The organism is uncultured Arenimonas sp. (assembly GCF_963976025.1).
GTDB lineage: Bacteria > Pseudomonadota > Gammaproteobacteria > Xanthomonadales > Xanthomonadaceae > Arenimonas.
Map to the genome: position 1 here is coordinate 1 of NZ_CAXBJS010000017.1, position 25,595 is coordinate 25,595.

General features: G+C 67.1%; 21 protein-coding genes. 18 read left to right on the plus strand and 3 right to left on the minus strand.

Features of this window, described 5'->3' with window-relative positions:
• Both AACZ35_RS02370 and AACZ35_RS02375 read right to left on the minus strand, forming a co-directional pair.
• A partial coding sequence (locus AACZ35_RS02370; RefSeq protein ID WP_339825610.1) for an abortive infection system antitoxin AbiGi family protein occupies positions 1-662 on the minus strand: 662 nt, incomplete at its 3' end.
• A gap of 484 nt (positions 663-1,146) precedes the next feature.
• Positions 1,147-2,418: a hypothetical protein gene (locus AACZ35_RS02375; RefSeq protein ID WP_339825612.1), complete on the minus strand. Its 1,272-nt coding sequence runs from the start codon at positions 2,416-2,418 to the stop codon at positions 1,147-1,149.
• An 801-nt stretch (positions 2,419-3,219) separates the two neighbouring features.
• Here AACZ35_RS02375 and AACZ35_RS02380 point away from each other — a divergent pair.
• From AACZ35_RS02380 to AACZ35_RS02465, 18 genes are all read left to right on the plus strand, one after another.
• Positions 3,220-4,449: a TolC family protein gene (locus AACZ35_RS02380; protein WP_240183432.1), complete on the plus strand. Its 1,230-nt coding sequence runs from the start codon at positions 3,220-3,222 to the stop codon at positions 4,447-4,449.
• Positions 4,446-5,789, plus strand: a complete 1,344-nt coding sequence (locus AACZ35_RS02385) for an efflux RND transporter periplasmic adaptor subunit (protein ID WP_339825615.1) — start codon at positions 4,446-4,448, stop codon at positions 5,787-5,789. Before AACZ35_RS02380 ends, AACZ35_RS02385 begins: the two co-directional genes overlap by 4 nt.
• Position 5,790: 1 nt before the next feature.
• On the plus strand, positions 5,791-8,952 hold the full coding sequence (locus tag AACZ35_RS02390) for a CusA/CzcA family heavy metal efflux RND transporter (protein WP_343230730.1): 3,162 nt from the start codon (positions 5,791-5,793) through the stop codon (positions 8,950-8,952).
• A 335-nt stretch (positions 8,953-9,287) separates the two neighbouring features.
• Positions 9,288-9,710 (plus strand): hypothetical protein, encoded by a 423-nt coding sequence (locus tag AACZ35_RS02395; protein WP_339825617.1) that lies wholly within the window; start codon positions 9,288-9,290, stop codon positions 9,708-9,710.
• A 245-nt stretch (positions 9,711-9,955) separates the two neighbouring features.
• Positions 9,956-10,471 (plus strand): MerR family DNA-binding protein, encoded by a 516-nt coding sequence (locus AACZ35_RS02400; RefSeq protein WP_339825620.1) that lies wholly within the window; start codon positions 9,956-9,958, stop codon positions 10,469-10,471.
• On the plus strand, positions 10,468-10,752 hold the full coding sequence (locus AACZ35_RS02405) for a DUF5676 family membrane protein (RefSeq protein WP_339825622.1): 285 nt from the start codon (positions 10,468-10,470) through the stop codon (positions 10,750-10,752). Before AACZ35_RS02400 ends, AACZ35_RS02405 begins: the two co-directional genes overlap by 4 nt.
• Entirely contained in the window at positions 10,749-10,976 is a 228-nt protein-coding gene (locus AACZ35_RS02410; RefSeq protein WP_339825624.1) for a hypothetical protein, read from the plus strand. The genes AACZ35_RS02405 and AACZ35_RS02410 overlap by 4 nt, the downstream gene beginning before the upstream one ends.
• A gap of 99 nt (positions 10,977-11,075) precedes the next feature.
• A complete protein-coding gene (locus AACZ35_RS14170) occupies positions 11,076-11,357 on the plus strand; it encodes a DUF2933 domain-containing protein (RefSeq protein ID WP_343230731.1) in 282 nt (93 codons plus the stop codon).
• Positions 11,354-12,007 (plus strand): isoprenylcysteine carboxylmethyltransferase family protein, encoded by a 654-nt coding sequence (locus tag AACZ35_RS02420; protein WP_339825626.1) that lies wholly within the window; start codon positions 11,354-11,356, stop codon positions 12,005-12,007. The genes AACZ35_RS14170 and AACZ35_RS02420 overlap by 4 nt, the downstream gene beginning before the upstream one ends.
• A complete protein-coding gene (locus AACZ35_RS02425; RefSeq protein WP_339825628.1) occupies positions 12,004-14,421 on the plus strand; it encodes a heavy metal translocating P-type ATPase in 2,418 nt (805 codons plus the stop codon). The genes AACZ35_RS02420 and AACZ35_RS02425 overlap by 4 nt, the downstream gene beginning before the upstream one ends.
• A complete protein-coding gene (locus AACZ35_RS02430) occupies positions 14,418-14,822 on the plus strand; it encodes a hypothetical protein (RefSeq protein ID WP_339825630.1) in 405 nt (134 codons plus the stop codon). The genes AACZ35_RS02425 and AACZ35_RS02430 overlap by 4 nt, the downstream gene beginning before the upstream one ends.
• Positions 14,823-14,932: 110 nt before the next feature.
• On the plus strand, positions 14,933-16,324 hold the full coding sequence (locus AACZ35_RS02435; protein WP_339825632.1) for an MBL fold metallo-hydrolase: 1,392 nt from the start codon (positions 14,933-14,935) through the stop codon (positions 16,322-16,324).
• On the plus strand, positions 16,321-17,838 hold the full coding sequence (locus AACZ35_RS02440) for a thymidine phosphorylase family protein (RefSeq protein ID WP_339825634.1): 1,518 nt from the start codon (positions 16,321-16,323) through the stop codon (positions 17,836-17,838). The genes AACZ35_RS02435 and AACZ35_RS02440 overlap by 4 nt, the downstream gene beginning before the upstream one ends.
• Positions 17,839-17,925: 87 nt before the next feature.
• Positions 17,926-18,195 (plus strand): DUF5676 family membrane protein, encoded by a 270-nt coding sequence (locus tag AACZ35_RS02445; protein WP_339825637.1) that lies wholly within the window; start codon positions 17,926-17,928, stop codon positions 18,193-18,195.
• Positions 18,192-19,109, plus strand: coding sequence for a ribose-phosphate diphosphokinase (locus AACZ35_RS02450; protein WP_339825639.1), 918 nt, complete (start codon positions 18,192-18,194; stop codon positions 19,107-19,109). The genes AACZ35_RS02445 and AACZ35_RS02450 overlap by 4 nt, the downstream gene beginning before the upstream one ends.
• Before the next feature lie 41 nt (positions 19,110-19,150).
• Complete coding sequence (locus tag AACZ35_RS02455) at positions 19,151-21,613, plus strand: xylulose 5-phosphate 3-epimerase (RefSeq protein WP_339825641.1); 2,463 nt, start codon at positions 19,151-19,153, stop codon at positions 21,611-21,613.
• A complete protein-coding gene (locus AACZ35_RS02460; RefSeq protein WP_339825643.1) occupies positions 21,610-23,217 on the plus strand; it encodes an AarF/UbiB family protein in 1,608 nt (535 codons plus the stop codon). Before AACZ35_RS02455 ends, AACZ35_RS02460 begins: the two co-directional genes overlap by 4 nt.
• Positions 23,214-24,341, plus strand: coding sequence for an acetate kinase (locus AACZ35_RS02465; RefSeq protein ID WP_339825645.1), 1,128 nt, complete (start codon positions 23,214-23,216; stop codon positions 24,339-24,341). Before AACZ35_RS02460 ends, AACZ35_RS02465 begins: the two co-directional genes overlap by 4 nt.
• A 690-nt stretch (positions 24,342-25,031) precedes the next feature.
• On the opposite strand, the gene AACZ35_RS02470 is transcribed toward AACZ35_RS02465, so the two are convergent.
• The coding region (locus AACZ35_RS02470; RefSeq protein ID WP_339825647.1) for an FAD-dependent oxidoreductase at positions 25,032-25,595 on the minus strand (564 nt) is incomplete at its 5' end.

Sequence of the window (25,595 nt, forward strand, 5' to 3'; positions counted from 1 at the left end):
TGGTACCGCGGCGGCGCGACGACTTCCTGCAGGCACGAGGCCAACTCGAGGTTTCCGAACTTGCGCCACTCCCGCTCCATATAGAAGTTCTCGGGGTGATCCTCCGGGAGATCGACATCCCAGAACTTGAGGAAGGCCTGGAGATCACGGGTGATTAGACTCCTCGCCTCGTCCACGGCCTCCTGTGCGTCTTGGGCGGGAGCGCCGGCAGCTTTGGACCTGACGGCGGGCGTATCGGGGAAGAAGCGGTCTAGCCCCTCCAGCACCGACTTCACCTCGCCTGGGAATCGCGCACCCCAATTTCCGTACGCTCTCTTGGAGAACGGAATATAGATGACGGGCCGACCGCCCCATTGGGCCACCACCGACCGGCATATTCCGATTCCGAATCGGCCGTAGCGCCGGGCGTGGAATGGCAAGTCTTCCCTCGGGATGTCGCACAAGCAGACCACGGATTGCTGGATCGGTTCTCCATTGGTCACCGGGCGCGCCGGGTCACGGACAGTTCGCATCCCCCCGCGCTCGCCCGCGACCTCGCAGGCCCTCAACTCCATTGAACGCAAGATCGCGCACAACGTTTCGAAGTTCTCCTGATCTGCGCCTGGCCGACGCGCGCCCACCAAGTGATACAGCCTTTGACCAACAAATCGCTGCATGGACATCGACGTTTCCCTCAGGCGCCTAGGCAGTGGATCAAGCGGATTTTTCCGCTTCCCGGCTAATGGCATCTCTCACGCAGTTCAGTACTTCTCCCTCCTCCCGCTCTGCCGTCCAAAGGGGGGGCTTAGGAGGTGCAGTCTGGCCAAGCAGCGCTTGGCATTACCTTTTACTTGATCATGGACTAGGTGCCAATCCGGTGGTCCCAGCGTTGGCCATTGGGCTTGATCTCACCGTCCTTGTAAGCTTTCTCTAGGTCAAAATAGTCTCCGATCCTGTGATCCTCATCGTGACTCTGGTCATCATGACGGCGATGCTGGTCACAGAGTTCAACTTTCTCAGGCGGCAAGCGTCCGATGGCCAGCCTAGACACCGTCATGCCGACTGAGTCCTCCCAACGCAGACACTGACTTTCTTGGCAGTCGGCGCGGGAGCTTTGAAATACATGTCAACGAAATGAATGCAGAGCGCTGCCCCCCCTTCGTGCACTCAGGTGCGCGCAAGGGTTAGAACGGGTGCGAAACCGCCCCCGGGCGTGCGGAAGTTGGTGGTTTGCCCGTGATAGAGGCGGGCCGCGAAGAAGAGCACTTGCCCCTGATAGGCATAGCCGCGCAGATCGACCTTCAAAGGGGTTGATTCGGGTCCTGTGTGTCGCACACTGGGTGGAATCAGGGCCTGTGCCACGTAGTCCTGATCGGCCATCTGCGCCCAAGTCTTGTGGGTGAGCTTGTCGCCCCGGTAGCTGGCGCGGCTGCCGAAGCCCGCGGCCGGCTTGAAGAACCATTCTCGTCGTGTGGCCCACAGCTGCTCGCGATTGTCCGCGCTCACCAGCACCGTTCGCGGGACTATCTCGGTGAGCAGGGTCTGCCGATCCGGCGACAGGCCTGCTTTGGCCAAGAATGAGCGGTCTCCCAACAAAGTCAGGTTGCGCTTGTCGGCCCACAGGGCGTGGGCGCGCGGATGGGGACTCAGCGCCACCGCACCCGCGAGATACGCCAGGCGCAGGGCCTGCGAGGTGGGAGCCGTCAACGCGAAGTCAGTGAGGCGGTTGTACACGCAGCCGATGCGCTCCTCGCCCAGCCGCAGCGCCCCGTCGACAAACCGCAGGTCGCCCGGGTCGCAGATCGCCGTCCTATAGCCCCGCGCTTCGAGCGCTCGTTTGAACAGCAGGAACTCGGCATACAGATACTGCTGCTCTGGCGCGTGATCCAGGATGGCCACCAGCGAGTCATCGGCGCGTCCGCCCTGCGCCTGCCATTCATCGAGCAGGACGTCGATGGCGGCCTGCTCGGCCTCGCAGGAAGCGGCCGGCGTGCTCAGCGGCAGCAGGCCACCGGGATTGGTGTTGATCTCGATGAGCCGGGGTCCTTCGGACCCCAAATGAAAGTCAAAGCCCAGCAGTCCGCCGGGCGAGCCCGGATCGTGCTGGGCGATAGGGGGCGCCCAGGCCAGCGTGGCGTCAACGAAAGCAGGGGTCGCGACGGCCGCGCTCAAGGCCTGCACGGCGGCTTCCATATGTCGAACGGTGTGCTCGGGCACGAAGATCGGCAGAGCGGCGAACAGGTGCGCGTGGGCGTCCGTTAAGCGCATGGGTGCGCCCTCCGACGCCAGCAGGCCGTTGACTTGCTCACGCACGGCATCCGGATCCACGGCGACGCAGAAACAATCGCGATGCAGGGCCTCGGCGGTCACGGTTTCCACGCAGGGCGCACCGCACCCCTCCAGGACGCGGCGAATGACGGGCTGGGTCACAACGGTCACGGGACTTGGATCCTCATCAGCAGGGAGTGCTTGTCGGACGGCGGACGGATCCGATGCTACGCTTGTCACGGGGTTGCGGCGCCGGAACTTTCCGGACCGAAGCCTGTCCGATGCCCGGAGCCGGTGAGTTGACGCAGGTCAAGCCGCCAAGACACCAGAACAGGTACCGTGCCGCCTAGGATGAAGAAGTTCCGCCGCCACCGCTTGCGTACCCGCCTCACGCTTCTGGCGATGGTGGCGCTGCTGTGGTCGCAATTGGTCCTGGCCGCCCACCCGGCCTGCACCTTGGCGAGTATGGCGATGGACAGCGCCCAGGTAGTGTCGACCGCGCACGTCGATTCCGAGCCGGCCCCCTGCCATCCATCGCCGTCCCCAGAGACGTCTCCCGTTTGCGATACCCACTGCAGCCGAAGCGACCTGAGCCCGGACGTGCCTCGCGTGCTGGCCGTTCCTGCCTTGGGCGCCTGGTCTGTCGTTCCGGTCGTGAGCGTGCAACGACTGCCTCATGAGCCCGATGCCGCCCAGGCTCCGGGGCCGTTGCGCTCCTGGCATCGACCGACCGCCCACCCCGCCAGTCTCTTGTTGATTTGATCCCGCACCGATGACCGGCCGGCGCCGCTGTGCGCCGTCGCCGGAGACATCGGTTCGGCCGCGTCCTGCGGCCGGTGCCGTCCGACCCACCCCTGCGGCCCCCGTGGCCAGCAGCCGTGCAAGGCGAACATCATGGGATCCACGCTCACCTTTACCCCCCCGGGGCCCCGCCCTAACCACCCGCGCCGTGGCGCGCTCCGCGCTTTGGCCTTGGCGACACTGCTCGCGTTCGCGCCAGCGTCCTTCGCTGACACGCCGCTACCCGGAGCCGATGTCGAGTCCGTGCGGACCTGGTTGTTGGGCAACAATCCGGACCTGCAGGCGATGCAGGCCGAGGCAGAAGCAGCGCAGGCACGCATTTACCCAGCTGGCGCCCTGCCCGACCCGATGGTCGGCATCTCATTGCAGGGGATCAACCCTGATCGCCCGAACTTACTGCCCGGTAACGTCGGGTCGGCGACCTACAGCGTGAAACAGCCTATCCCACTATGGGGCAAGCGCGGGTTGGCCCGCGACGTGGCGCGACAGCAGGCTGACGCCATCCAGCTGGAGCGGGAAGCCGCGGCGCTGAGGTTGCTGGCGCAGGCGGAGCAGGCCTATGTGCGCTACTGGCATGCCCGCGAGGGTGTGGCCGTGGTTGACCGGCTGATCGAACTGTTGGCGCAGATGGAAGAGGTTGCCCGGGTACGGTACGCCTTGGGCGTCGCGGCCCAGCAGGATTCCATCCGCGCGCAGGTGGCCCGCACCGCGATGCAGCGCGAACGTATCGAGCGCCTGGCTATCCGTGAAGAGGCCGTGGCCATGTTGAACGCCACCCTCGGCCGGCCGGCCGACGCCCCCTTGGCCGAGCCGACCGGCGAGCCCGTGCTGGCCGTGCCGGCCGCTTCGCTCGGCGAAGCGCTCGGCCTGCTGGCGGAGGCCCGGCATCCTGCCTTGCGGGCCAGTACGGCACTGGCTGGGGCGGCCGATACGGCGGCGCAGCTCCAGCGCCGCCGCCGTTTGCCTGACCTCACGCTCGGCGTGGGCGTCATGCAGCGCGATGATCGCGTCGACGCCTACGAGGTGATGCTCGAAGTGGAGATCCCGCTACAGCGGCGTGCGCTGCGTGAGCGAGAGCGTGAGGCCCTGCTCATGAGGGACGCCGCAACGGCGCGTGCCGAGGCGATCGGCACCGAACTGCAGGGCCAACTGGGCCAGGCGTGGGCCCAGACCCGGAGTGCACGCGAGCAGCGCCGCCTGATCGAGCAGACATTGTTGCCGCAGGCGCAGGCCAACTTCGAATCCGCCCTCGCCAGCTACCGGGTCGGCGACGTCGACTTCGGCACCTTGTTGGAGGCCTTGGAGGCCTGGCAAGGCGCTGATCTGTCGCGCGTGGATGTCCGTCGTAATGAACTCGTTGGCGCCGCTACGGTGCGCGCCCTGATTGGGAGTGTCGAATGAATCGTATGAACTGGAGTGTCCTGGCCCTCGCGGTGGGAGCGGCGTTGGCCCTGGGGTGGTGGTCGGGACGTGCCTCGGCGCCGGACGCCGGGTCGCTGAACGTCCAGGAGACCTCGGCCGAATCGGGCGAGCGCAAGATCTTGTACTACCGCAACCCCATGGGTCTGCCCGACACTTCGCCCGTGCCCAAGAAGGACGCCATGGGCATGGACTACATCCCGGTATTTGAGGGCGGAGAGCCGGCCGCGGAGCCGGGAACGGTCGTGTTGCCGCCCGACAAGGTCCAGAAATTGGGCGTGCGCACCGAGGTGGCCGTTCGAGAGGCCTTGGTCGCCAACGTCCGTGCGAGCGCCTCGGTGCAGGTGGACGAGACTCGGCAGTTTGCGGTCGCTCCGCGTTTCGAGGGCTGGATAGAGACCCTGCATGCGAACCAGACCGGCATGACAGTGCGGCGCGGCGAGCCGCTGATGGCGATCTACAGCCCGGAGCTGATCGCGGCCCAAGGCGAGTACGCGGTGGCCGATGCGGCGGCGAAGCGTCTGGCCGACAGCGATCCGGCCAGCGCGGCCACCATGCGCCAGTTGCGCGACGCGGCGCAAACGCGCCTACGCAACTGGGAGGTGGCCGGGGCACAGGTCGCTCGCCAGGGTCGAGAGGCCCGCCTGGTGCTGTCGGCACCCGCCGATGCCGTCGTGGTAGATAAGCCCGTCGTCCAGGGCGACCGATTCACCCCGGGCCAGACCATCCTGCGGCTCGCCGACCTCTCCACGGTCTGGGTGATCGCCGAGGTGCCGACATCGGCGTCGGCCGATCTGGCGATCGGCAGCCAGGCCAGCTTCGAGACGCCCAGTCTGCCCGGGCAGCGTTTCGAAGGTGAGGTGAGCTTCCTGCAGCCGGTCGTCAACCTGGCCAGCCGCACGGTCGGTGTGCGAATCGAACTCCCTAACCCCGACGGGGTCCTGCGCCCCGGGCTCTTCGGTGATGTGGAACTGCAGGGCCGCAGCGGGGACCCGACCGTCGTAGTGCCGCGATCGTCCGTCATCGACTCCGGGACGCGCCAATTGGTCCTGGTGGAGACGGCCCCGGGCCGATTCGCGCCACGCGAGGTCCGCTTGGGTGCTCGGGCCGGTGATCGTGTCGCCGTGCTGTCGGGCGTCGAGGCCGGGGAGAAGGTCGTGGTCTCGGCGAACTTCCTGATCGATGCGGAGAGCAACCTGCGATCGGCCATGCAGGGCATGGAACATGGATCGACTCCCCCGGCCCAGGATCACAGCGCCCATGAGGCGATGGCAGCACCACCGGCCGAAGACCCGCACGCCGCCCACACGGGAGGGCAGTGACATGCTCGCCCGCCTGATCGAATGGTCGGTCCGCAATGTCTTCCTGGTCCTGGTGATGGCAATTGCCGTCACTGCGGCCGGCGTTTATGCCGTCGCCCGAACCCCGCTCGATGCCCTGCCCGATCTCTCCGATGTGCAGGTGATCGTCTTCACTGAAGTGCCCGGCCAGGCGCCGCAGGTGGTCGAGGACCAGGTCACCTATCCGCTGACCACGGCCATGCTCGCGGTGCCCAAGTCCAAAGTCGTGCGCGGCTTCTCGTTCTTCGGGGCCTCGTTCGTCTACGTGATTTTTGAAGACGGCACCGATATCTACTGGGCACGCTCACGCGTGCTGGAGTACCTGAACTTTGCGTCCAAGAAGCTGCCCGAAGGCGTGACCCCGACGCTGGGCCCGGACGCCACGGGCGTGGGCTGGGTCTACCAATACGTGCTCGAAGGCGAACAATGGTCACTCGACCAGCTACGCGCCATCCAGGACTGGTATGTTCGCTACCAGCTGACCAAGGCCCCGGGCGTTGCCGAAGTGGCCAGCGTCGGCGGCTTTGTTCGCCAGTATTCCGTCACGGTCGATCCCGGCCGGTTGCGCCAGTACGGCATTCCGCTCTCGAGAATCTCGGAGGTGATCGCCAGCAGCAATCGGGACGTCGGCGGGCGCGTGCTTGAAATGGCGGAAACGGAATACATGATCCGTGGCCGCGGTTACCTGCGCGGCATTGAAGACATCGAGCAACTGGTCGTCAAGGCCGAGGACGGCACCCCGGTCCTCGTGGGCGACCTGGCCCGGGTCGAGCTGGTGCCCGATGAACGCCGTGGCGTCACCGAGCTCAACGGTGAGGGGGAGGTGGTCGGCGGTATCGCGGTGGCGCGCTACGGCGAGAACGCCCTGACGGTCATCGATGGGATCAAACAGAAAATCGCGGAGATCGGTCCTGGCCTGCCTGAAGGTGTCTCAATTCGCGCCGTCTACGATCGCTCCGACCTGATTCACCGGGCTATTGCGACCCTGCGCTGGACCCTGCTCGAAGAGAGCGTGATCGTGGCGCTTGTGTGCATCGTATTTCTGTTCCATGTCCGCAGTGCCTTAGTGGCCATCATCATGCTGCCGGTCGGCGTGCTGATCGCCTTCCTGGCGATGCGCCTGCTGGGCATGAACTCGAACATCATGAGTCTGGGCGGCATTGCGATCGCCATAGGCGCGATGGTGGACGCCGCAATCGTCATGATCGAAAACGCGCACAAGCACATCGAGCGCGACGATGGCACCAAACCGCGTATCCAGCTGATCATCGATGCCTGCCGCGAGGTCGGCCCCGCCCTGTTCTTCAGCCTGCTGATCATCACGGTGTCGTTCCTGCCGGTGTTTGCGCTGGAAGCGCAGGAAGGCCGGCTGTTCCATCCGCTGGCGTTCACCAAGACCTTTGCCATGGCGGGCGGCGCGTTGCTATCGGTGACCCTGGTCCCGGTCCTGATGCTGCTGTTCGTGCGCGGCAAGATCCTGCCGGAAGCGAAGAATCCGGTGAACCGGTTCCTGATCGCGATCTACCGGCCGGTGATTGCCGTTGTGCTTCGGCACAAGGCGGCCACCTTGGTGCTGGCGCTAGTTGCCTTGCTCGGAACGGCTTGGCCTGCCTCGCGCTTGGGCAGTGAGTTCATGCCCACGCTAAACGAGGGCACCCTGCTCTACATGCCTGCGTCGCTGCCCGGCATGTCGGTCACCAAGGCCGCGGAGCTGCTCCAACAGCAGGACCGGATCATCAAGACCTTCCCGGAAGTCGAGTCCGTGTTCGGCAAGGCCGGCCGGGCCCTCACCGCCACGGACCCGGCACCGCTGGAGATGTTCGAGACGGTCATTAACCTCAAACCCGAGGAGCAGTGGCGGGAAGGCATGACCATCGACAAGCTTATCGCCGAGATGGATACGGCGCTGCAGTTCCCGGGCGTGGCCAACTCCTGGACCATGCCGATCAAAGCTCGCACCGACATGCTGGCCACCGGCATCCGCACGCCGATTGGCATCAAGGTGTTCGGGACGGACCTGGGCGAGATGGAGCGACTCGCCAAGGAAATCGAGGCTGCCGTGCGCACGGTTCCGGGCACCACCAGTGCCTACGCCGAGCGTCTCACCGGCGGGTTCTACCTCGACATCGAACCCGACCGTCGCCAGCTGGCGCGCTACAACCTGCCGGTCGGCGAGCTGCAGGACGTCATCGCCGCCGCGCTGGGTGGTGAGATGGTCACCACAACGGTGGAAGGGCGAGAGCGATTTGGTGTGATCGTGCGCTATCCCCGTGAACTGCGCGACAGTCCGGAAACCATCGCGCAGCAAGTGTTGGTGCCCACCATGGATGGCGCCCAGATTCCATTGGGCGAGTTGGCGCATGTGACGGTTCGCAAGGGCGCACCGTCAATTCGCACCGAAAATGCCCTGCTCTCGGCCTACATTTACGTCGACACCCGCGATCCGGACATGGGGGCCTATGTTCGCTCCGCGCAGGAGGCCGTAGCCCAGTCGGTTACCTTCCCGCCGGGCTACTACGCCACATGGAGCGGCCAGTACGAGTACATGCAACGGGCGATCGCCAAGATGAAGATCGTGGTGCCGGTGACGCTGTCGCTGATCTTCCTGCTCTTGTACCTGAACTTCCGCCGGGTCACCGAGTCACTGATCGTGATGCTGTCCGTGCCCTTTGCCTTGGTCGGCGGCGTGTGGCTGATGTGGGCGCTGGACTACAACCTCAGTGTCGCGGTCGCCGTCGGCTTCATTGCGCTGGCCGGCGTCGCTGCCGAAACCGGCGTGGTGATGCTGATCTACCTTGACCACGCCCTGGACGCTCGCGCCCAGGCTCGCCGAGCAAAGGGCGAGGCGCTGACGTTGGCGGACATCACCGACGCCATCGTCGAGGGCGCGGTCGAACGCGTCCGACCCAAAATGATGACCGTGGTCGCGATCATGGCCGGCCTGCTGCCGATCATGTGGAGCACGGGCACCGGCTCGGAGGTCATGCGGCGCATTGCCGCGCCGATGGTCGGCGGGATGGTGTCGTCCACGATCCTGACGCTGGTCGTGATCCCGGTGATCTACGCGCTGGTCAAGCGCCGGGAGCTGCTGGGCCCCCGGGCGCAGGCCGTCCCGGTCGCCGGATTGTCGGAGGCGGCGCGATGATCGGCCCCCTCCCGTCCATTGACCTGCGTGCGGCACCCCGCTTTAGGGTCGACAGACCGCGCTCGTGCCGCGCGGTGAACCGACGCCGAGTCCGCGCCGAGGCTAGGGGGCGGCCGTACGGCCCGGGCCTGTCGCCCGGGCCGACGCGCCGCTCCCGGAGTCTGCGGTCCGCTTGCCTCCCGGTCCTACCTCAGGAGTTCGCCTTGACCCATCACGACTCACATCCACTTCCGCCGTCGCGGACACTCGAGCCAAGGCATGCGCGGACCTTGCGGGCTCGTCAATTGACGTAGGTCAAAGCCGGTCCCTAGGAGAGGTGTAACGTGCTGAGTAGGATGAACCGCTTCCGCCGCCACCGCTGGCGCACCCCAATCTCGCTGCTGGCGATGCTGGCGCTGGTTTGGGCACAACTGGTTCTGGCGAGTCATCCGGCGTGCGCAGTTTCGGCGATGGCATCGATGCCCGCCCACGCCGAACATGCCGATCATGCCCAGCCCGCGGCAGCCGACCCGCCCCCGCCGTGCCATGGGGCCTCGCTGAGTGAGGACGTGCCACTGTGCGCTTCCCACTGCAGCCAAGGCGACCTGAGCAAGGAGGCACCGCGACTGGTGTCAGTGCCGACCTTGGGTCCGGTGTCGATCATGTCGGTCGTGACAGTGCAGCGATTGCCTGACGCGGCGGGCCACGCGGTGGCCGCTCGTCCTCGTGTCGCCTGGCATCGACCTACGCCCCACCCGGCCAGCCTCCTGCTGATCTGATCCCGCGCCGATGCTCGACCGGCGCCCGTATGGGCGCCGGTCGCCTCGGTGCAGCCGCCGTGTGCGCGGCCTGCCCCGCCGACTCCTACCGCAGTGCCTTTGGGCAGCGGTTCGCGCGAGGCCAAGACCATGGGATTCCCCCTTCCACGACGAGCTCTCGCTATCGGCGTTTGCGCGCCGGCGTGCCTTGACCTGTGTCCGACACCCAGGTTTACGGTCCCCGGCAGGTTCTGCGGGAGCATGCAATGACGGCCAACCTTCGCAAATCCGATCCGCCGATGACGGTGCGCCGTCTGGCGCACTTGGGAGGCGTGACCGTGCACGTGGTGCGCAACTACCTGCGCCGCGGCCTGCTTCGCGCCGCCAGCCACACCGAGGCCGGCTACCAGTTGTTCTCGACCGCGGAACTGCATCGCCTGCATTTCATCCGCACGGCGCAGCGTCTCGGCTTCACCCTCGCCGAGATCGAGGAAATCCTACGGCGCAGCCGCCAGCGCAAGAGCCCATGTCCGCTGGTACGCGACATCATCAGCCGTCGGCTGACGGAAACCCGCGACCAGCTCGAGCAGCTGCTGGCGCTGCAAACGCGAATGGCGCAGGCCGTGGCCCAGTGGTCCCGCCTGCCCGACGCCGTGCCGACGGGTAATGACGTCTGCGCACTGATCGAAGCCGTCGCGGCCAGCGAGGCCGCGGTCGCCCCCAAATCCACCCCGCGGCGCCTTCTGGGGGGTCGCAACGCTTCAGAGGAGACGGCCTCATGAGCCGCCCTCGTCCATCGCCATTGTTTTGCGGCCTGTCTCTGGCTGTAACGGCGGTCGCGATTTACCTGGCATGCGCGCTGGTCGTGACGTGGTCCCCCGGCGCCCTGGCCGCCGGCCTGGGCCTGATCGTGCACGGCCTGAGCCTGTCGAGTCTCTCACCGGCGGTCGGCGAACTGCGCTGGAGCGCCGTGCTGATCGGTTCCCTCGCCATCGCCGGCTACGCCTTTGTGGCCGCCGCCCTCTTCGCCACAGTCAATCGCTTGATTGGAGGTCACCGATGAAACGCACTCACGTATCCCTGCTGCTCGCCAGCCTATTCGCGGCTCCGCTGGCCGTCGCCGCACCGCCGGAAGCCGACGGCCCGACCGACGACACGCCCGTCGTCTTCCACTTCCCCGCGTCGGCATCGCCCATGGCGATGCCGGCCAAGGGCGGCAACGCCGCCCTGACGGCCGCGGACGCGGCGGCGCTGGTCACTTACCTGCGCACCCTCGACAAGTCCTGATCCCGCCCCTACCCGCCAGGAGTCCTTTCCATGACGACGCCTACAACTCATCCCCACGCGCCTGCCCCGCGACGGGCTCGAATGATTTTCTGGATCTTGATGGGATTCGCGGCTATTTACCTGCTCGCGGAGCACCGCCTGCACTTGTCCGGACTCTGGCGGTGGCTGCCGATCCTGATCCTGCTGGCCTGCCCGTTGCTCCACGTCTTTGGCCACGGGAGCCATGGCGGTCATAGTGGTCATGGAGGACACGGCGGGCAAGGCGATCCTGACGCAGACGGCGTGGCCACCAAGGGCGCGCCGCCGCCCAATGGGTCCACCCCGCCGGACTCGAGCCCGCGGACGCCGCGCCCGCACACGAATCGCGGAGACCTGCCATGAACCCCATTGATTCCGGCTACGGGCTGTGGGCGCTGGCCGTGCTCAACGCTGCGTTTTTCATCTTCTTCGCCTGGAGCTTCTACACCCCGCTCACGACCCGGGACTGGCGCAGCTTCGGCCTGTATTCCGCGTTCGTTGTCGCGCTGTTCGCGGAGATGTACGGCTTCCCGCTGAGCCTGTTTCTGCTGTCGGGCTGGCTCTCGTCGCGCTTTCCGGAGGTCAACTGGCTCAGCCACGACGCCGGTCACGTGTTTGAGATGATGTTCGGTTGGCGGAGCAATCCGCACTTCGGTCCCTTCCACATCCTGAGCTTCGCTCTGATCGGCGGCGGCTTCTGGTTGCTCGCCCGCGCCTGGCCGGTGCTCTACAACGCGCAGCGTCGCGGTGAGCTGGCGCAGACCGGTCCCTACGCCCGCCTCCGGCATCCGCAGTACGCCGGGTTTGCGCTAATCATGACCGGCTTCCTGGTCCAGTGGCCGACACTAATTACCCTGGTGCTGTACCCGGTGATGCTCGTCAGCTATGTGCGATTGGCGATCAATGAGGAGCGTGAGACGCGGGCACGTTTTGGTGCCGTCTACGAGCGCTACATGGAGGCGGTGCCGAGGTTCCTTCCGCGCCGTCGCCGGACGCAGGCGGTGGCCTCATGAAGGCCGATCCGAACGCGACGGCAGTGAGAACCTGGCCGATCGGCGACATGCTGACCGAAGGCTGTGCCCGGACCCTGGCCGCCACGATCCGCGATCTGCCGGGCGTTGAGGCCGCGGACGCCAACTTCGCGACGGGCATGCTGCAGGTGCGCTACATGCGCAGCGCGACTGAGCCCACCCGCATCACGTCGGCCATACGCGCCTGTGGCTTCGCGTGTCGCGCCCCGTTGGCCGAGGCCAGCGCACCGGCAGTTCCCCCCGCTGCCGGTCCCGCGCCCGACGACCATGCCGGGCACGGCAGCGGCCACGGGCACACAAAGCCCGCGGTCGCCGCGCCCCAGGCCAAGGTCGATCACGCGGGCCATGGTCCAGAGGCCTCCGCCAAGACCGGCTCAGACCCGCACGAGGGCATGCACCACGGAGGCGATCTGCACGCAGCAGCGGCGGACATGCGGCGGCGTTTCGTGATCGCCCTGGTGTTCTCGATCCCACTGTTCATCTGGTCACCGATGGGATTGATGAGCGCGCCCCCGACGCCGTTCGGCCTGACCGAGAACGTCTGGTTGTGGCTGTTGGCCAGCGGCGCGGTGATCTACCCGGGCTGGCCGTTCTTCACGGCGGCGATCCGCTCGCTGCGCCGCGGTGTGCTGGACATGGCGGTGCTGGTGCTGCTCAGCGTCGGCACCGGCTATGGCTTCAGCCTCGGGGCGACGTTCCTGTTCGACGGGCCCAATTTCTACGAGGCTTCCTCGGTCTTGCTGACCTTCATCCTGCTGGGTCATTGGTTGGAGATGCGGGCCCGCGCCGGCGCCTCGGATGCCATGAAAGCCCTGCTCAAACTGGCCCCGCCGCGGGCCATCGTGCGCCGGGACAACGTGGACGTGGAGATCGCCACCGATGACGTGAAGGCCGACGATGTCGTTGTGGTGCGACCGGGCGCCAAGGTGCCTGTTGATGGCGAGGTGCTCGAGGGCCAGTCCCAGGTGGACGAATCCATGCTCACGGGCGAGTCCATGCCGGTGAAGAAGGCACCTGGTTCGCTCGTGGTCGGAGGCACGATCAATCGCAGTGGTGCCTTTACCTACCGCGCCACGAAGGTCGGCGCGGACACCGCGCTCGCGCAGATCATCAAGCTGGTGCAGGAGGCGCAAAACTCCAAGGCGCCGGCCCAGTTGCTGGCAGATCGGGCGTCGCAGTGGCTGGTGCTCGCGGCGATCGTGATCGGTTTGCTGACGTTCGCCGTCTGGTTCTGGTGGATCGGTCAGACGCTGCTGTTTGCGCTCACCCTGACCATTGCCGTGTTCGTGATTGCTTGTCCCGACGCGCTGGGGTTGGCGACACCGATGGCCATCATGATCGGGACCGGCATGGGCGCCCGCCACGGCATCCTGTTCAAGCACGCCGAGGCAATTGAGCAATGCGCCCGCCTGGACGTCGTGATCTTCGACAAGACTGGCACCCTGACCGTGGGTCAGCCGGATGTCGTGGAGGTGGTCTCGGCGCCCGATTGGGACGAGACGTCCCTGATCGAAATCGCGGCCGCCGTGGAAACGCATTCCGAGCATCCCCTGGCCCAAGCCATCCTCAAGCACGCGGGGCCGGTCAAAGAGCGCGCCACCGACTACACCAACATTGATGGGCAGGGGGCGATGGGCCGCGTGAGTGGGCGCTGGGTGCACCTGGGAAACCGCCTGCTGATGACGGACCAAGGCGTGTCACTGAGCGAGCTCGATGCCCAGGCCGAAGCGCTCAAGGGCGGCGGTCGCACCGTGATCTACGTCGCGGTGGATCGCCGGTTGGCGGGCGTGATCGCCATTGCCGACGCCATCCGCCCCACGTCCCGCGCAACGATCCAGGAACTCCATCGCCGCAAGGTGCGGGTGGCCATGATCACGGGCGACAACCGCCCCACGGCCGAGCGCGTGGCGGCGGACCTGGGCATCGACATCGTGCTCGCCGACGTTCTGCCCGGCCAAAAGGCCGAGGAAGTGAAAAAGCTTCAGGCCCAGGGCCTGAAGGTCGGCATGGTGGGCGACGGCGTCAACGACGCACCCGCGCTGACCCAAGCTGAGGTCGGATTCGCGATCGGCGCCGGGACGGACGTCGCGATCGACAGCGCCGATATCGTGCTCATGCGCAGTGATCCTTATGACGTCGTGCGCGCAATCACCATCGCCCGCGGCACGCTGCGAAAGATGCACCAGAACCTGGCTTGGGCCGTTGGCTACAACGTCCTGGCGTTCCCGCTCGCCGCCGGCGTGCTCTTCCCGTTCGTGCTTTCGCCCGAAATTGCCGCCCTGTCGATGTCCGGCAGCTCAGTGATCGTGGCGGTCAATGCGCTGCTCCTAAAGCGCCTCCCCCTGGCAAATGCCGCCAGCCCATCCCCTGAAGATCCCGAGGAGTCTCCCACATGAAGTCCCAGAACGCTTTGGCTACCTCTACCGGCGCCCCGCGCCTTCGCCTGCGACGCTGGCTCGCCCCCCTGATCGTGCTGCTTGCCCTGTCGGGCACCGCATCCGCGGCCGAAGGCAACTTCCGGCATGAGGTGCTCATGCGCGGTCAGGTCCTGGAGCAGGACAATGGCAGTTTGGTCGTGTGTGTCGGCGAAGCCGATGGCGCGCAGGTCGGCCAGGTCCTTGAGGTCGTCCGGCACAAGCGCCTGACGCGCAGCAACAAGGCCGCTGGCCCGCGTTACCGCCGCGAGGCCGTCGGTCAGGTGCGTATTACCGGGCTGTTCGATACCCATTACGCCCACGCGGCCGTGATCACCGGCAAACCCAAGGTGAACGACACCGTCGAGCTGGTGCGGCCGTGATCGATCGACGTGCGCGGCCCGGTGCGGGTGCGACTCCGGCCGGCGCCGCGCACGTCGACCCGCCGCCGCGGCGTCCCCGCCCCCGCCTTACCCTCTCTAGGAATTCGACGATGACCAGCAGCTCCCCCCGTACCCTGCAATTTCTTGGCGCCGCCGGCACTGTCACCGGCTCGCGCTACCTCATCCAGGCCAGCGGCCAACGCATCCTCGTGGACTGCGGTCTGTTCCAGGGCTACAAGCAGCTGCGCGAACGCAACTGGGCAGACTTTCCCGTGCCGGCGGCGTCGATCGACACGGTGCTGCTCACCCATGCCCATCTGGATCACTCGGGCTACCTTCCCGCCTTGGTCAAGCAAGGGTTCACCGGCAAGATTCTCTGTACTGACGCCACCCGCGAGCTGAGCCAACTGCTGCTGCCCGACAGCGGCCATCTGCAGGAAGAGGAAGCCCGTTACGCGAAAAAGCGAGGCTACTCCAAGCATCAGAACCCCCTGCCCTTGTATACGCAGGATGATGCGATGACCTGCCTGAAACAGTTCGAGGGTCGGCCCTTCCTGGAGGAGCAGACTGTGGCGCCCGGGGTCAGCGCCCGCTTCATTCCGGCCGGCCACATCCTGGGTGCCGCCCAGATCGCGTTGACGATCGATGGGCAACGACTGCATTTCACCGGCGATCTTGGCCGATCCAACGAAGCCCTGATGAAGGCCCCGGTGCCGTTCGAGGGTGCGGACGTGCTGGTATGCGAATCGACGTACGGCAACCGTCGGCATCCAACCGCCGACGCCGAGGCCGAGCTGGTGCCGGTGATCAAGCGCGTGGCTGCCCGGGGCGGTGTGATCGTGATTCCGGCGTTTGCTGTTGGCCGGGCGCAGGCACTGATGTTGCACATCGCCCGTCTGCGCCAGCGCGGCGAAATACCGCGCGTGCCGGTCTACCTCAACAGTCCCATGGCCATCAACGCCACCGATCTCTACCACCGCCATCATGAAGAGCACCATGTGACGGATGCTGAATGTCGGGACATGTTTGAGCTCGCCACGATGGTTCGCACGGTCGAGGAATCCAAAGCGCTGAACCTGCAGCGCGGGCCGATGATCATCATCTCTGCCAGCGGCATGCTCAGCGGCGGCCGCGTCTTGCATCACCTGGTCGCCTTTGGTCAGGACTCGCGCAATGCCATCTTGTTGGCGGGCTACCAAGCCGGGGGCACTCGCGGCGCGGCGCTGGTGCGCGGCGAGAAGTCGCTGCGCATTTTCGGCCAGCAGATACCGATCAACGCCGAGGTGATCGCCATGGAGAGTTTCTCCGGCCACGCCGACAGCGAAGAGTTGCTGGCGTGGATGCGGCCGGCGGCGAACCCGCCGAAAATGACCTACATCACACACGGTGAGCCCGACGCGGCCGACACCTTGCGCGGCCGTATCGAACACGAGCTGGGCTGGCGCTGCCGGGTTCCCGAGCATCTCGATCGGGTCGAGCTGGGTTCGGAGGGCAGCGCATGACCGAGGCCCACTCCCATACCCGCTTGCGTGTCATCCGCGCCGGGATCGATACCTACCAGCAGCCCGTTGTGTACATGCACCGCGACTGCGCCGTCTGCCGATCGGAAGGCTTTGCTGCGCTGACGCGCGTACAGATGCACGTGGGCTCGAGGCAGGTGATTGCGACACTCAACGTGGTAACCGGGGATCATTTGGCGCTCGATGAGGTCGCGCTCTCGGAGGCGGCCTGGCTGGCCGTGACGCCCGACGACGGCGCCTTTGCCACCTTCCAGCATCCCGAACCGGCGGCTTCGGCCGGCGCGCTGCGCGCCAAGGTATTCGGGGCGCGGCTGGACGACGCGGACTGCCTGGCCTTGATGCGCGACACGGCCGCGAACCGACTGTCGGATATCGAGTTGGCAGCCTTCGTGACCGCCTGCGCGGGCGAGCGCCTCGACCCGGGCGAAACCCTGTCCCTGACCCGGGCCATGGTGGCCATCGGCCAGACGCTGGACTGGGGCGGTGACCCGGTGCTGGACAAACACTGCGTCGGCGGTCTTCCGGGAAACCGCACCACCCCGATCGTGGTCGCCATCGTGGCGGCTCTGGGTCACCGAATTCCGAAGACTTCGTCCCGCGCAATCACCTCGCCGGCCGGTACCGCCGACACGATGGAAGTGATGACGCCGGTGGCGCTGGACCTGGCGGCCATGCGCCGCGTGGTGGAGCGCGAGGGGGGATGCTTGGTCTGGGGCGGCAAGGTCCGGTTGAGCCCGGCCGACGACGTGCTGATTCGCGTCGAGCGTCCGCTGGACTTCGACAGTGACGGCCAACTGGTGGCCAGCGTGTTGTCCAAGAAAGTGGCCGCGGGATCGAGCCACGTGCTGATTGACATGCCGGTGGGTCCGACCGCGAAAGTGCGTTCGGAGGCTGCGGCGCAGTCCCTGTCGGATCGCTTGATGATGACCGGCACCGCGATGGGTCTGCGGTTGTCCGTGCTGCGGACCGACGGCCTTCAGCCGGTGGGCGTGGGCATCGGGCCGGCCCTGGAAGCCCGGGATGTGCTCTCGGTGCTGCGGGGTGAGGCGGAGGCTCCACTGGACTTGCGTGAACGAGCCCTGGCGGTGGCCGCCGCACTGCTGGAGCGGGCCCCCGGCACGCCCCCGGGCCAGGGGCTCGCGCTGGCCACCCACACCTTGGAGTCCGGCCGGGCGCTGGCGAAGTTCTACGCCATCTGTGAGGCGCAGGGCGGTTTCACTGAGCCCGGTGTAGCGGAACAGCGTGCCGACGTCCCTGCCCTTCAGTCTGGCTGGGTACAAGCGATCGACAACCGGCGTCTGGCCAAGCTGGCGAAACTGGCCGGCGCCCCCACAAGCGCCAACGCCGGCGTGACATTTCGGTGGCGGATCGGCGATCCGATCGTTGCGGGCGCGCCGCTGTTCCAAGTGCATGCGCAATCCGTCGGCGAACTCAAGTACGCATTGGACTACGCCGCCGCGCACCCGGACATCGTCACCATTTCAGAGGCACGGTAGGGCAGTTCGCCGGGTTCAACCACTCGCCAGGGGGTGCCCATTCCACAGGTCCAACTCGCTTGCTGGCATTCAAAAGAGGACATCACCATGTTGAATACCAAGTTGATCGCATCATCCGCCGCCGTCTTCCTGGCGCTGAGCTTCGTCCTGTGTGTCGGGTTCGGCCTCGTGGCTCCAGGTAACTTCCACATGAAGACGCTGCTGGAGACGGTGCTTCCGGGGTTCCAGTGGCTGAGCCCGGGCGCGTTTGCGCTTGGATTTGTCGAGAGCCTGCTATGGGGTCTTTACCTGGGTGGCGGATATGCCTGGGTCCATAACCTGCTGTCGCGACGCGCAGCGCTGGGGCGCTCGTCATGAGCCGCGTCCTGATCCCCTTCCCCGACTTGCAGCCCCTGGCACTGGAGCTCGGGTCACGCCTGCAGGCTCGGGTAGCCCCCGTGGGCTGGCGCCGGTTTCCCGACGGGGAATCGCTGGTGACGCTCGACCCCCAACTCGGCGGAAGCGACGTGGTGGTGGTGGCCGGGCTGAGAAACGTGGACTCGGTCGCGCTGGCGCTGCGTCTTGTCGCCGAGACCGCCCGCGAACTGGGTGCCCGCTCAGTCGGCCTGGTCGCCCCGTACCTGCCCTACATGCGCCAAGACACGCGCTTTCATGCCGGCGAAGCAATCAGCGCGCCGATTTTCGCTCGGTTCCTGGAGCAAAGCGTCGACTGGCTGGTGACGGTGGATCCCCACTTGCACCGCAATCCGCGCCTGGACGGGTTGTTCTCGATCCCCACGCGCCATGTCGCGGCGGCGGCGGCGATGGCGGTGTGGGTGCAGGCCAACGTGCCCGACGCGATCCTGATTGGCCCCGACAGCGAATCCGCGCAATGGGTCGGCGACATCGCCGCCCGTGCGCAGGTGCCTTTCCAGGTGCTGGCCAAGGTCCGGGAGGGCGATCGCGCCGTGCGGGTAAGTCTGCCCGATCCGGTCGCTGCCCGCGGCCGCACGCCGGTGGTGGTCGATGACATCGTCTCGTCGGGCCACACGATGATCGAAACCCTCAAACACCTGGCCGCCTTGGACCTACCACCGGCGACCTGCCTGGTCACCCACGCGGTGTTCTCCGAGGATGCCTACGAGCGCCTGCTTGCAGCCGGCGCCCAGCGCGTCGTCAGCACCGACACCATTCCCCACCCGGCCTGCAATGCCATCGCGATGGCACCGGCCCTGGCCGTGGCCTGCGAGGCGCTGCTCGCCGAGCGCACCCCGTCCCTGGCCGGTCCTTGAGTCGTGCCGTCCACCGCCCCGCCTGTTGACTAGGAGATTCGATGAACGACCTGACCTGTCCCGCCAGCGCCATCAGTGCCATCGACCAGCACCGCATTGAGCAATTGGCCCGGCGCTACGCCCAGGCCGAGCCGGCCTTCGCCGCGTGGGCCGCCGGCTATGGCGTCATCGAGCATACGCCGCTCACCCAGCTGCGCGTGCGCGCCATGCTCGAAGAGTTGGTCGCGACCGGCGCGCTTGCGGACGCGCAGACCGGTTACCGCCGCCTGAGCGCGGCCGATCGGATCGCCAGCGCGGGCATGTGGCTGGTGGCGCATATGACCTATGCCCGCAGGGTTCGCCTGGACGGTTCACCACTGGACGCCGAGGACTTCAAACCGCAGCCCGAAGGCCACACCGGCGGCGCCTTGAACATGGTGCCGGCCTACACCGGTTACTTGGCCATGAATGCACTCGATGGTCGCACCCGCGCCTGGATGATGGGCCAGGGTCACTGCGTGGCGGCAATCGATGCGCTCAACGTGATCGTGGACAACATGAGCCCGGCGCATGCGGCCCGCTACGGCCTGGACGAGCCGCGGTTGGCGCAGTTTGTCGGCGACTTCTACTCCTACGCGCTCACGCCCGAAGGCCGCCCGGCCTCGCCACTGGGCTCGCACGTCAACGCCCACACCGCCGGCGGCCTTCAGGAGGGTGGTTACTTGGGCTTTGCGGAGCTGCACTACGTGCACGCCCCGCTACCGGGCGAGCGGCTGGTGGCGTTCCTCAGCGATGGCGCCTTCGAGGAGCAGCGCGGTGGCGACTGGGCACCGCGCTGGTGGCGGCCGGACGACTCGGGCCTGGTCGCGCCGATCATGATCCTCAACGGCCGGCGCATCGAGCAGCGCAGCCAGATCGAGCAGCAGGGCGGCGAAGATTGGCTGTACCGACACCTGCGGCTCAATGGCTTTGAGCCCATCGGTTTGGACGGTCGCGATCCAGCCAGCATCGCCTGGGGCATCCACGTCATCGAGTCGCGGCTGCAGGCCTGCACCGAGGCGGCCGCGCTGCATCCCGAGGGTGATTTCCGGATCCCGCTGCGCTACGGCGTTGCCGAAGCGCCCAAGGGCTTTGGCTTTCCGGGCGCTGGCACCAACGCCGCCCACAACCTGCCGCTGTCGGGCAATCCCCACCGGGATGCCGCCGCCCGCGAACAGTTCAACGCGGGCTGCGCGCCACTGTATGTGCCGCCCGCCGACCTGCAGGAGGCGATCGTGGCCCTCAACACCCACGGCGCCCAAGGGCGGCCGCGCGAGCGTGACCATGCGCTCGCAACCCGGCAGGTGACGTTGCCGACGGTGCCCGAGCCGGCGTGGGCCGAGCCCGGCACCCTCGGCTCGCCGATGTCGGCGCTCGACGCCCAGTTCGTGCGTCTGGTGCAGGCCAACCCGCAGTTGCGCCCGCGGGTGGGCAATCCCGATGAGTTGCGCAGCAACAAGCTCGACGCGACCCTCGACCTGCTCAAGCATCGGGTGCAGGTGCCGGAGGCCGGTGTCGCGGAATCCCGCACCGGTGCCGTGATCACCGCGCTCAACGAGGAGGCGGTGGTCTGCGCCGCCTTGGCGAACAAGGGCGGTCTCAATCTGGTCGTGACCTACGAAGCCTTCGCCCCGAAGATGCTCGGTGCCTTGCGCCAGGAACTGATTTTTTCCAGGCATCTGCGCGAGGCCGGACGCCCACCGGGCTGGCTGGGCGTGCCGGTGGTGCTGACCTCGCACACCTGGGAAAACGCCAAGAACGAGCAGTCCCACCAAGACCCAACCCTGGCTGAAGCCCTGCTCGGCGAAATGGCGGACGGCGCCCGCGTGTGTTTCCCGCCGGACGGCAACAGCGCCATGGTGGCCCTGACGCACAGCCTTCGGGCCACGGGCACCATCACGGCGCTGGTGGTGCCCAAGCGCGAGGTGCCCAACCGGCTGACGCCGGCGCAGGCGCACCTGTTGGCCGACGAGGGGCTGCTGTTGCTGCATGGCGATCCCGACGCCGCGGCGGTGATGTTGGCTGCCACCGGCAGCTACCAGCTGGGCGAGGTGTTGCGGGCCCATCAGCGTCTTCGCGCCTCGGGAATTGCCGCGGCTGTCATCTACATCGGCGAGCCGGGAAGGTTGCGGGCGGGACGCGATGCCCGGGAAGCCGCCTACGTGCTGGCTGATGCCGTCGTGCTGCGTCACTTTCCGGTGGGCACCCCGCGCGTATTCGTCACCCACACCCGGCCTGAGCCTTACCTGGGCGCGTTGCGCCGGATCGACACCGGGCCCGCCACGACGCGGGCGCTGGGTTTCGTCAACCAGGGCGGCACCTTGGATGTCCCCGGACTTCTGTTCGCGAACGGCTGCACGTGGGCACACACGGTGGCGGCGGCGCTGGCAGTCCTGGATCGGCCGCTCGACGATGCCTTGCGCGCTGACGAGCGGGCGGCGCTGGCCGGCCACGGCGATCCGACTTTGATCACCCGCCCCGCATGAGCGCACCCCGACCCCTGCCCGCCTCGCGCCTGCCCCGCAGCCTGCAGATCGCTTTCGCCCTGGCTAGCTTCGGCTGGGTTTGGTGGCGGCGGCATCGCCGTGCTCCCGACACCCTGCCGGCCCGTCTGCGCGAGACCCTGGAAGGTCTGGGCACGACCTTCGTCAAGCTCGGCCAGGGCCTGAGCCTGCGCCGGGACCTCCTGCCCGCTCCGTATCTGGCCGAGCTGGAGGCGCTGCACGCCCATGTGCCGCCGTTCGAGTCGGCACTGGCGGTGGCGGCGATCGAATCCGCGTTTGGCCAGCCGGTAGACGCGCTGTTCGCGGAGTTCGAGCCGGTGCCGTTCGCGGCTGCGTCGGTAGCCCAGGTGCACCGGGCGCAACTGCCCGATGGGCGCACGGTCGCGGTCAAGGTGCGTCGGCCCGGCATCGTGGCCCAGGTGCATGCCGATCTTCGATTGATTCGGCGCTGCGTGCGTGTCAGCCAGTGGCTGGTGCCGGGCCTGCGTCGCTACCAGCCGCTGGATCTGATCGACGAGCTGGGTCAGTTCCTGCATCAGGAGGTCGACATGGTCCAGGAGGCACGCAACATGCGGCGGCTGGCCAGCACCTTCGATCCCCTGCCCTACGTGACCCTGCCCCATGTGGTGGAGCCTTGGGTCGCGCCGGCCGTGATCGTGCAGGAGTTCAGTCACGGCGCCGCGCTCGCGACCCGTAATCGCACGCCGCGTGGACGCGAACTGGCCGGCCTGCTGCTCGATGCCTACGTGCACCAGCTCATGGGCGCCGGGGTCTTCCACGCCGATCCCCATCCGGGCAACCTGTTCGAACTGCCCGACGGTCGCTTGTGCTTCCACGACTTTGGCTCCATCGGCTTCCTGGACCCGGCATCGCGAAAGGCTTTTGCGCAACTGATCGAAGGGCTGGTGGTGGATGACCCCGCGGCCGTGCTCGATGCCGTGGTGGCGATGGGCTTCGTCACCGGCCCGATTGACCGGCGGGCCTACGTGCGCGCCATCAGCGAAATCCTCAGCGGCCTGGCCACGCTGCCGCTGAACGAATGGTCGATGGCCGATGCGATCTGGCGGGTGGCGCGGATCGGCGCGGGCAAGAACTTCCGCCTGCCGCGCCACCTGTTGGTCCTGATGCGCACCTTGTTCCTGGCCGAGAACACGCTGCGGGCCCTGGACCCGGACCTGGACCTGATGCAAGCCCTGGGCGCCCGCGCCCAACAGATGGTCCAGACCCTGCGCCAACAGGCGGGGGGCCGGCCGATGCACGAGCAGCTGCTCAAGGGCGCCGAGCAGCTGCCGGTCGTGGCGATGCAGATCTTGCGGCAGCTGCAACTTGACGAAGGACGGCCTGCGCTGTCGCTGCACCATCGGGGCCTGGAACCGCTGGAATTGACGCTGGCGCGCACCGGCAATCGCCTGGCCCTTGCCTTAGTGACGTTGGGACTGTATCTGGCGGGGTCAGTGATGATGCTGCACGGTGCCGGGCCGCGCCTGTGGGGCCATCTGCCGGTCCTCTCGGCGTTGGCGTTCGCCGGCGCGCTGGTGCTGTCGTGGCGCCTGGTGCGCGCCATCTCGCGCTCGGGGCACCTATGAGCGCGCCGCGCGACGTCCTGACGCTAAATGTCGGTTCCGCGACCGTCAAGGCGGCGTACTACGCCATAGACGCGCAGGGCTTCCTGATCAGGCCCGCGGCCCGCGCCAAAATCGCCGTCCTGCCCGAGGATGCCCACGCTGCCCGCAGCGCAGACCGCTGGTTGTCGCAGTTGCTGGTGCAGTTGCCGGCCGGGGCCGGGCAGCCCACGCGGGTGGCGCACCGGGTCGTGCACGGGGCGACCCGGCCGGGTCCAGCCCTCGTCACCGAGGCACTGATGACCGAGCTGACGGCGCTGACACCGTTGGCGCCCCTGCATCAAGCTCCGGCCCTGCGCTTGATCGAGGCTGCCGGGCATCGCTGGCCAGGGGTACCGCAGGTGGCTGCCTTCGACACCAGCTGGCATGCGAACTTGGCCCCGTGGGCCCGGCGCCTGCCGCTGCCGGCGTCCCTGCATGCCGCCGGCGTCCAACGCTACGGCTTCCACGGGCTGGCGTTTGCGTCGGTGATGCGTCAACTCATCGCCCTCGACTCCGCGCTGGCGACGGCCCGGCTGGTGCTGGTGCACCTGGGCGGCGGCTCGAGCCTGTGCGCGGTGGCCGACGGTCGCAGCGTCGACACCACCATGGGCCTGACGCCGCTCGATGGGGTCCCGATGGCCACGCGGTCGGGCACGCTCGATCCAGGCGTGGTGCTGTATCTGGCCCAGACCCTGGCCATGCCGCTGCCCGAGATCGAGCACCTGCTGTGGCGTGACGCCGGCTTGCGCGGCCTCTCTGGCGGGAGTGGCGACATGCGTGAGCTGTTGGCCGACGCGAGCGAGCCCGCAGCCCTGGCCCGAGAGCACTACGCGATGCGGGTCGCCCAGGGGATCGCCGCAATGGCCACCAGCTTGGGCGGACTGGACGGGGTCGTGTTCTCGGGGGGCGTTGGGGCGGGCGCGGCAAGCGTGCGTGCCCGGATCGCTGCGCAACTGGGCTGGATGGGCCTACGGCTCGACTCCGACGCAAACCTTCACGGCGGCCCGGCGGTGCATGCCGATGCCGCGACGATCAGCGCATGGGTCATCCAGGTCGATGAGGAGTACGAACTGTTGCAGGCCGTCTTGGCCCTGGAGGACGCGTGAGCAACGAGATGACAATGGCTTTCTCCCGTCCTGGCGAGGCGACGGTCGCCCGATTGTTGGCTTTGGCGGACGTGCAGATCGATGGCCCTCGGCCCTAGGATCTGCAGGTGCGCGATCCGGCGATGTTCACGCGCGTGTTGGCCCAAGGTTCGCTCGGATTTGGCGAAGCCTACATGGACGGCGCCTGGGTTGCGGCCGACCTTGATGATTGGGAGTGAAACACCTCGGCGACGCTGCGCCTGCGGCCGCACCAGGCGCTCACGGCCGCGCAAAGCCAGATGATTCGCCTGGAGTACTTCGAAGGTACGGTGGGGTTGGCGTTGACGCGGCGCGCTCCCCTGGTCCCCTACCTCATCTAGGCCGATCGCGCGGCCCTGGTTCCGGACCGCGAATTGCCGCCGTCGTTCTTGCTGCAGGTACACGAGCCTGAGCAGTTGCCGCCCTGCGCTTGCTGGTCGGAGACACCAGAGGACGGGATGGGAAGGGGCTGAAGGCCGTGCGCGGATGCCCCGTGAGTGGCCGGGCATCTACCCCGAGGGCAACTCGGAAAACGGCGACGGAATCTGGTCCGGGTTTCCGGGCTTCACAACGCTGAAGCATTCGATAGCCGTGATCAATCAGTCGATTTTACTTGGGCGTATGCCCCAGTCGATCAAGCCGAAGGATTGGCCTTGAACGCTCAGCAAGTCCCTACCCCGCGCAGCAAGACAGTTGCGCTACATCCTTAGTGAAGGTCTGTGCCGCGAGCTTCAGCCCCTCGACCATGGTGAGGTAAGGGAACAACTGGTCGGCCAACTCGTGCACCGTCATTCGTGCGCGAATGGCGATCGCAGCTGTTTGAATCAGCTCGCCCGCCTCCGGGGCTACGGCCTGTACGCCGATCAGTCGGCCGGAGCCAGCTTCGGTGACCAGCTTGATGAATCCGCGCGTGTCGAAGTTGGCCAGCGCCCGTGGCACGTTGTCGAGCGTCAGCGTGCGGCTATGGGTCTCGATGCCGACGTGGTGCGCCTCCGCTTCGCTGTAGCCCACAGTGGCGACCTGCGGATCGGTAAACACCACCGCCGGCATAGCCGTCAAGTCCAGCGTCGCATCGCCGCCGGTCATGTTGATGGCGGCGCGGGTGCCGGCCGCCGCCGCGACATACACAAACTGCGGTTGGTCGGTGCAGTCGCCGGCGGCGTAGATATGCTTTGTGCTGGTGCGCATCCCTTTGTCGATGGCGATGGCGCCTTGCGCATTCACTGCCACATCCGC

Bases quoted from the DNA above. Each gene is read 5' to 3' on its own strand.
- AACZ35_RS02385 (WP_339825615.1), top strand. From the start codon at position 4,446: ATGAATCGTATGAACTGGAGTGTCCTGGCCCTCGCGGTGGGAGCGGCG.
- AACZ35_RS02390 (WP_343230730.1), top strand. From the start codon at position 5,791: ATGCTCGCCCGCCTGATCGAATGGTCGGTCCGCAATGTCTTCCTGGTC.
- AACZ35_RS02395 (WP_339825617.1), top strand. From the start codon at position 9,288: ATGAACCGCTTCCGCCGCCACCGCTGGCGCACCCCAATCTCGCTGCTG.
- AACZ35_RS02400 (WP_339825620.1), top strand. From the start codon at position 9,956: ATGACGGCCAACCTTCGCAAATCCGATCCGCCGATGACGGTGCGCCGT.
- AACZ35_RS02405 (WP_339825622.1), top strand. From the start codon at position 10,468: ATGAGCCGCCCTCGTCCATCGCCATTGTTTTGCGGCCTGTCTCTGGCT.
- AACZ35_RS02410 (WP_339825624.1), top strand. From the start codon at position 10,749: ATGAAACGCACTCACGTATCCCTGCTGCTCGCCAGCCTATTCGCGGCT.
- AACZ35_RS14170 (WP_343230731.1), top strand. From the start codon at position 11,076: ATGGGATTCGCGGCTATTTACCTGCTCGCGGAGCACCGCCTGCACTTG.
- AACZ35_RS02420 (WP_339825626.1), top strand. From the start codon at position 11,354: ATGAACCCCATTGATTCCGGCTACGGGCTGTGGGCGCTGGCCGTGCTC.
- AACZ35_RS02425 (WP_339825628.1), top strand. From the start codon at position 12,004: ATGAAGGCCGATCCGAACGCGACGGCAGTGAGAACCTGGCCGATCGGC.
- AACZ35_RS02430 (WP_339825630.1), top strand. From the start codon at position 14,418: ATGAAGTCCCAGAACGCTTTGGCTACCTCTACCGGCGCCCCGCGCCTT.
- AACZ35_RS02435 (WP_339825632.1), top strand. From the start codon at position 14,933: ATGACCAGCAGCTCCCCCCGTACCCTGCAATTTCTTGGCGCCGCCGGC.
- AACZ35_RS02440 (WP_339825634.1), top strand. From the start codon at position 16,321: ATGACCGAGGCCCACTCCCATACCCGCTTGCGTGTCATCCGCGCCGGG.
- AACZ35_RS02445 (WP_339825637.1), top strand. From the start codon at position 17,926: ATGTTGAATACCAAGTTGATCGCATCATCCGCCGCCGTCTTCCTGGCG.
- AACZ35_RS02450 (WP_339825639.1), top strand. From the start codon at position 18,192: ATGAGCCGCGTCCTGATCCCCTTCCCCGACTTGCAGCCCCTGGCACTG.
- AACZ35_RS02455 (WP_339825641.1), top strand. From the start codon at position 19,151: ATGAACGACCTGACCTGTCCCGCCAGCGCCATCAGTGCCATCGACCAG.
- AACZ35_RS02460 (WP_339825643.1), top strand. From the start codon at position 21,610: ATGAGCGCACCCCGACCCCTGCCCGCCTCGCGCCTGCCCCGCAGCCTG.
- AACZ35_RS02465 (WP_339825645.1), top strand. From the start codon at position 23,214: ATGAGCGCGCCGCGCGACGTCCTGACGCTAAATGTCGGTTCCGCGACC.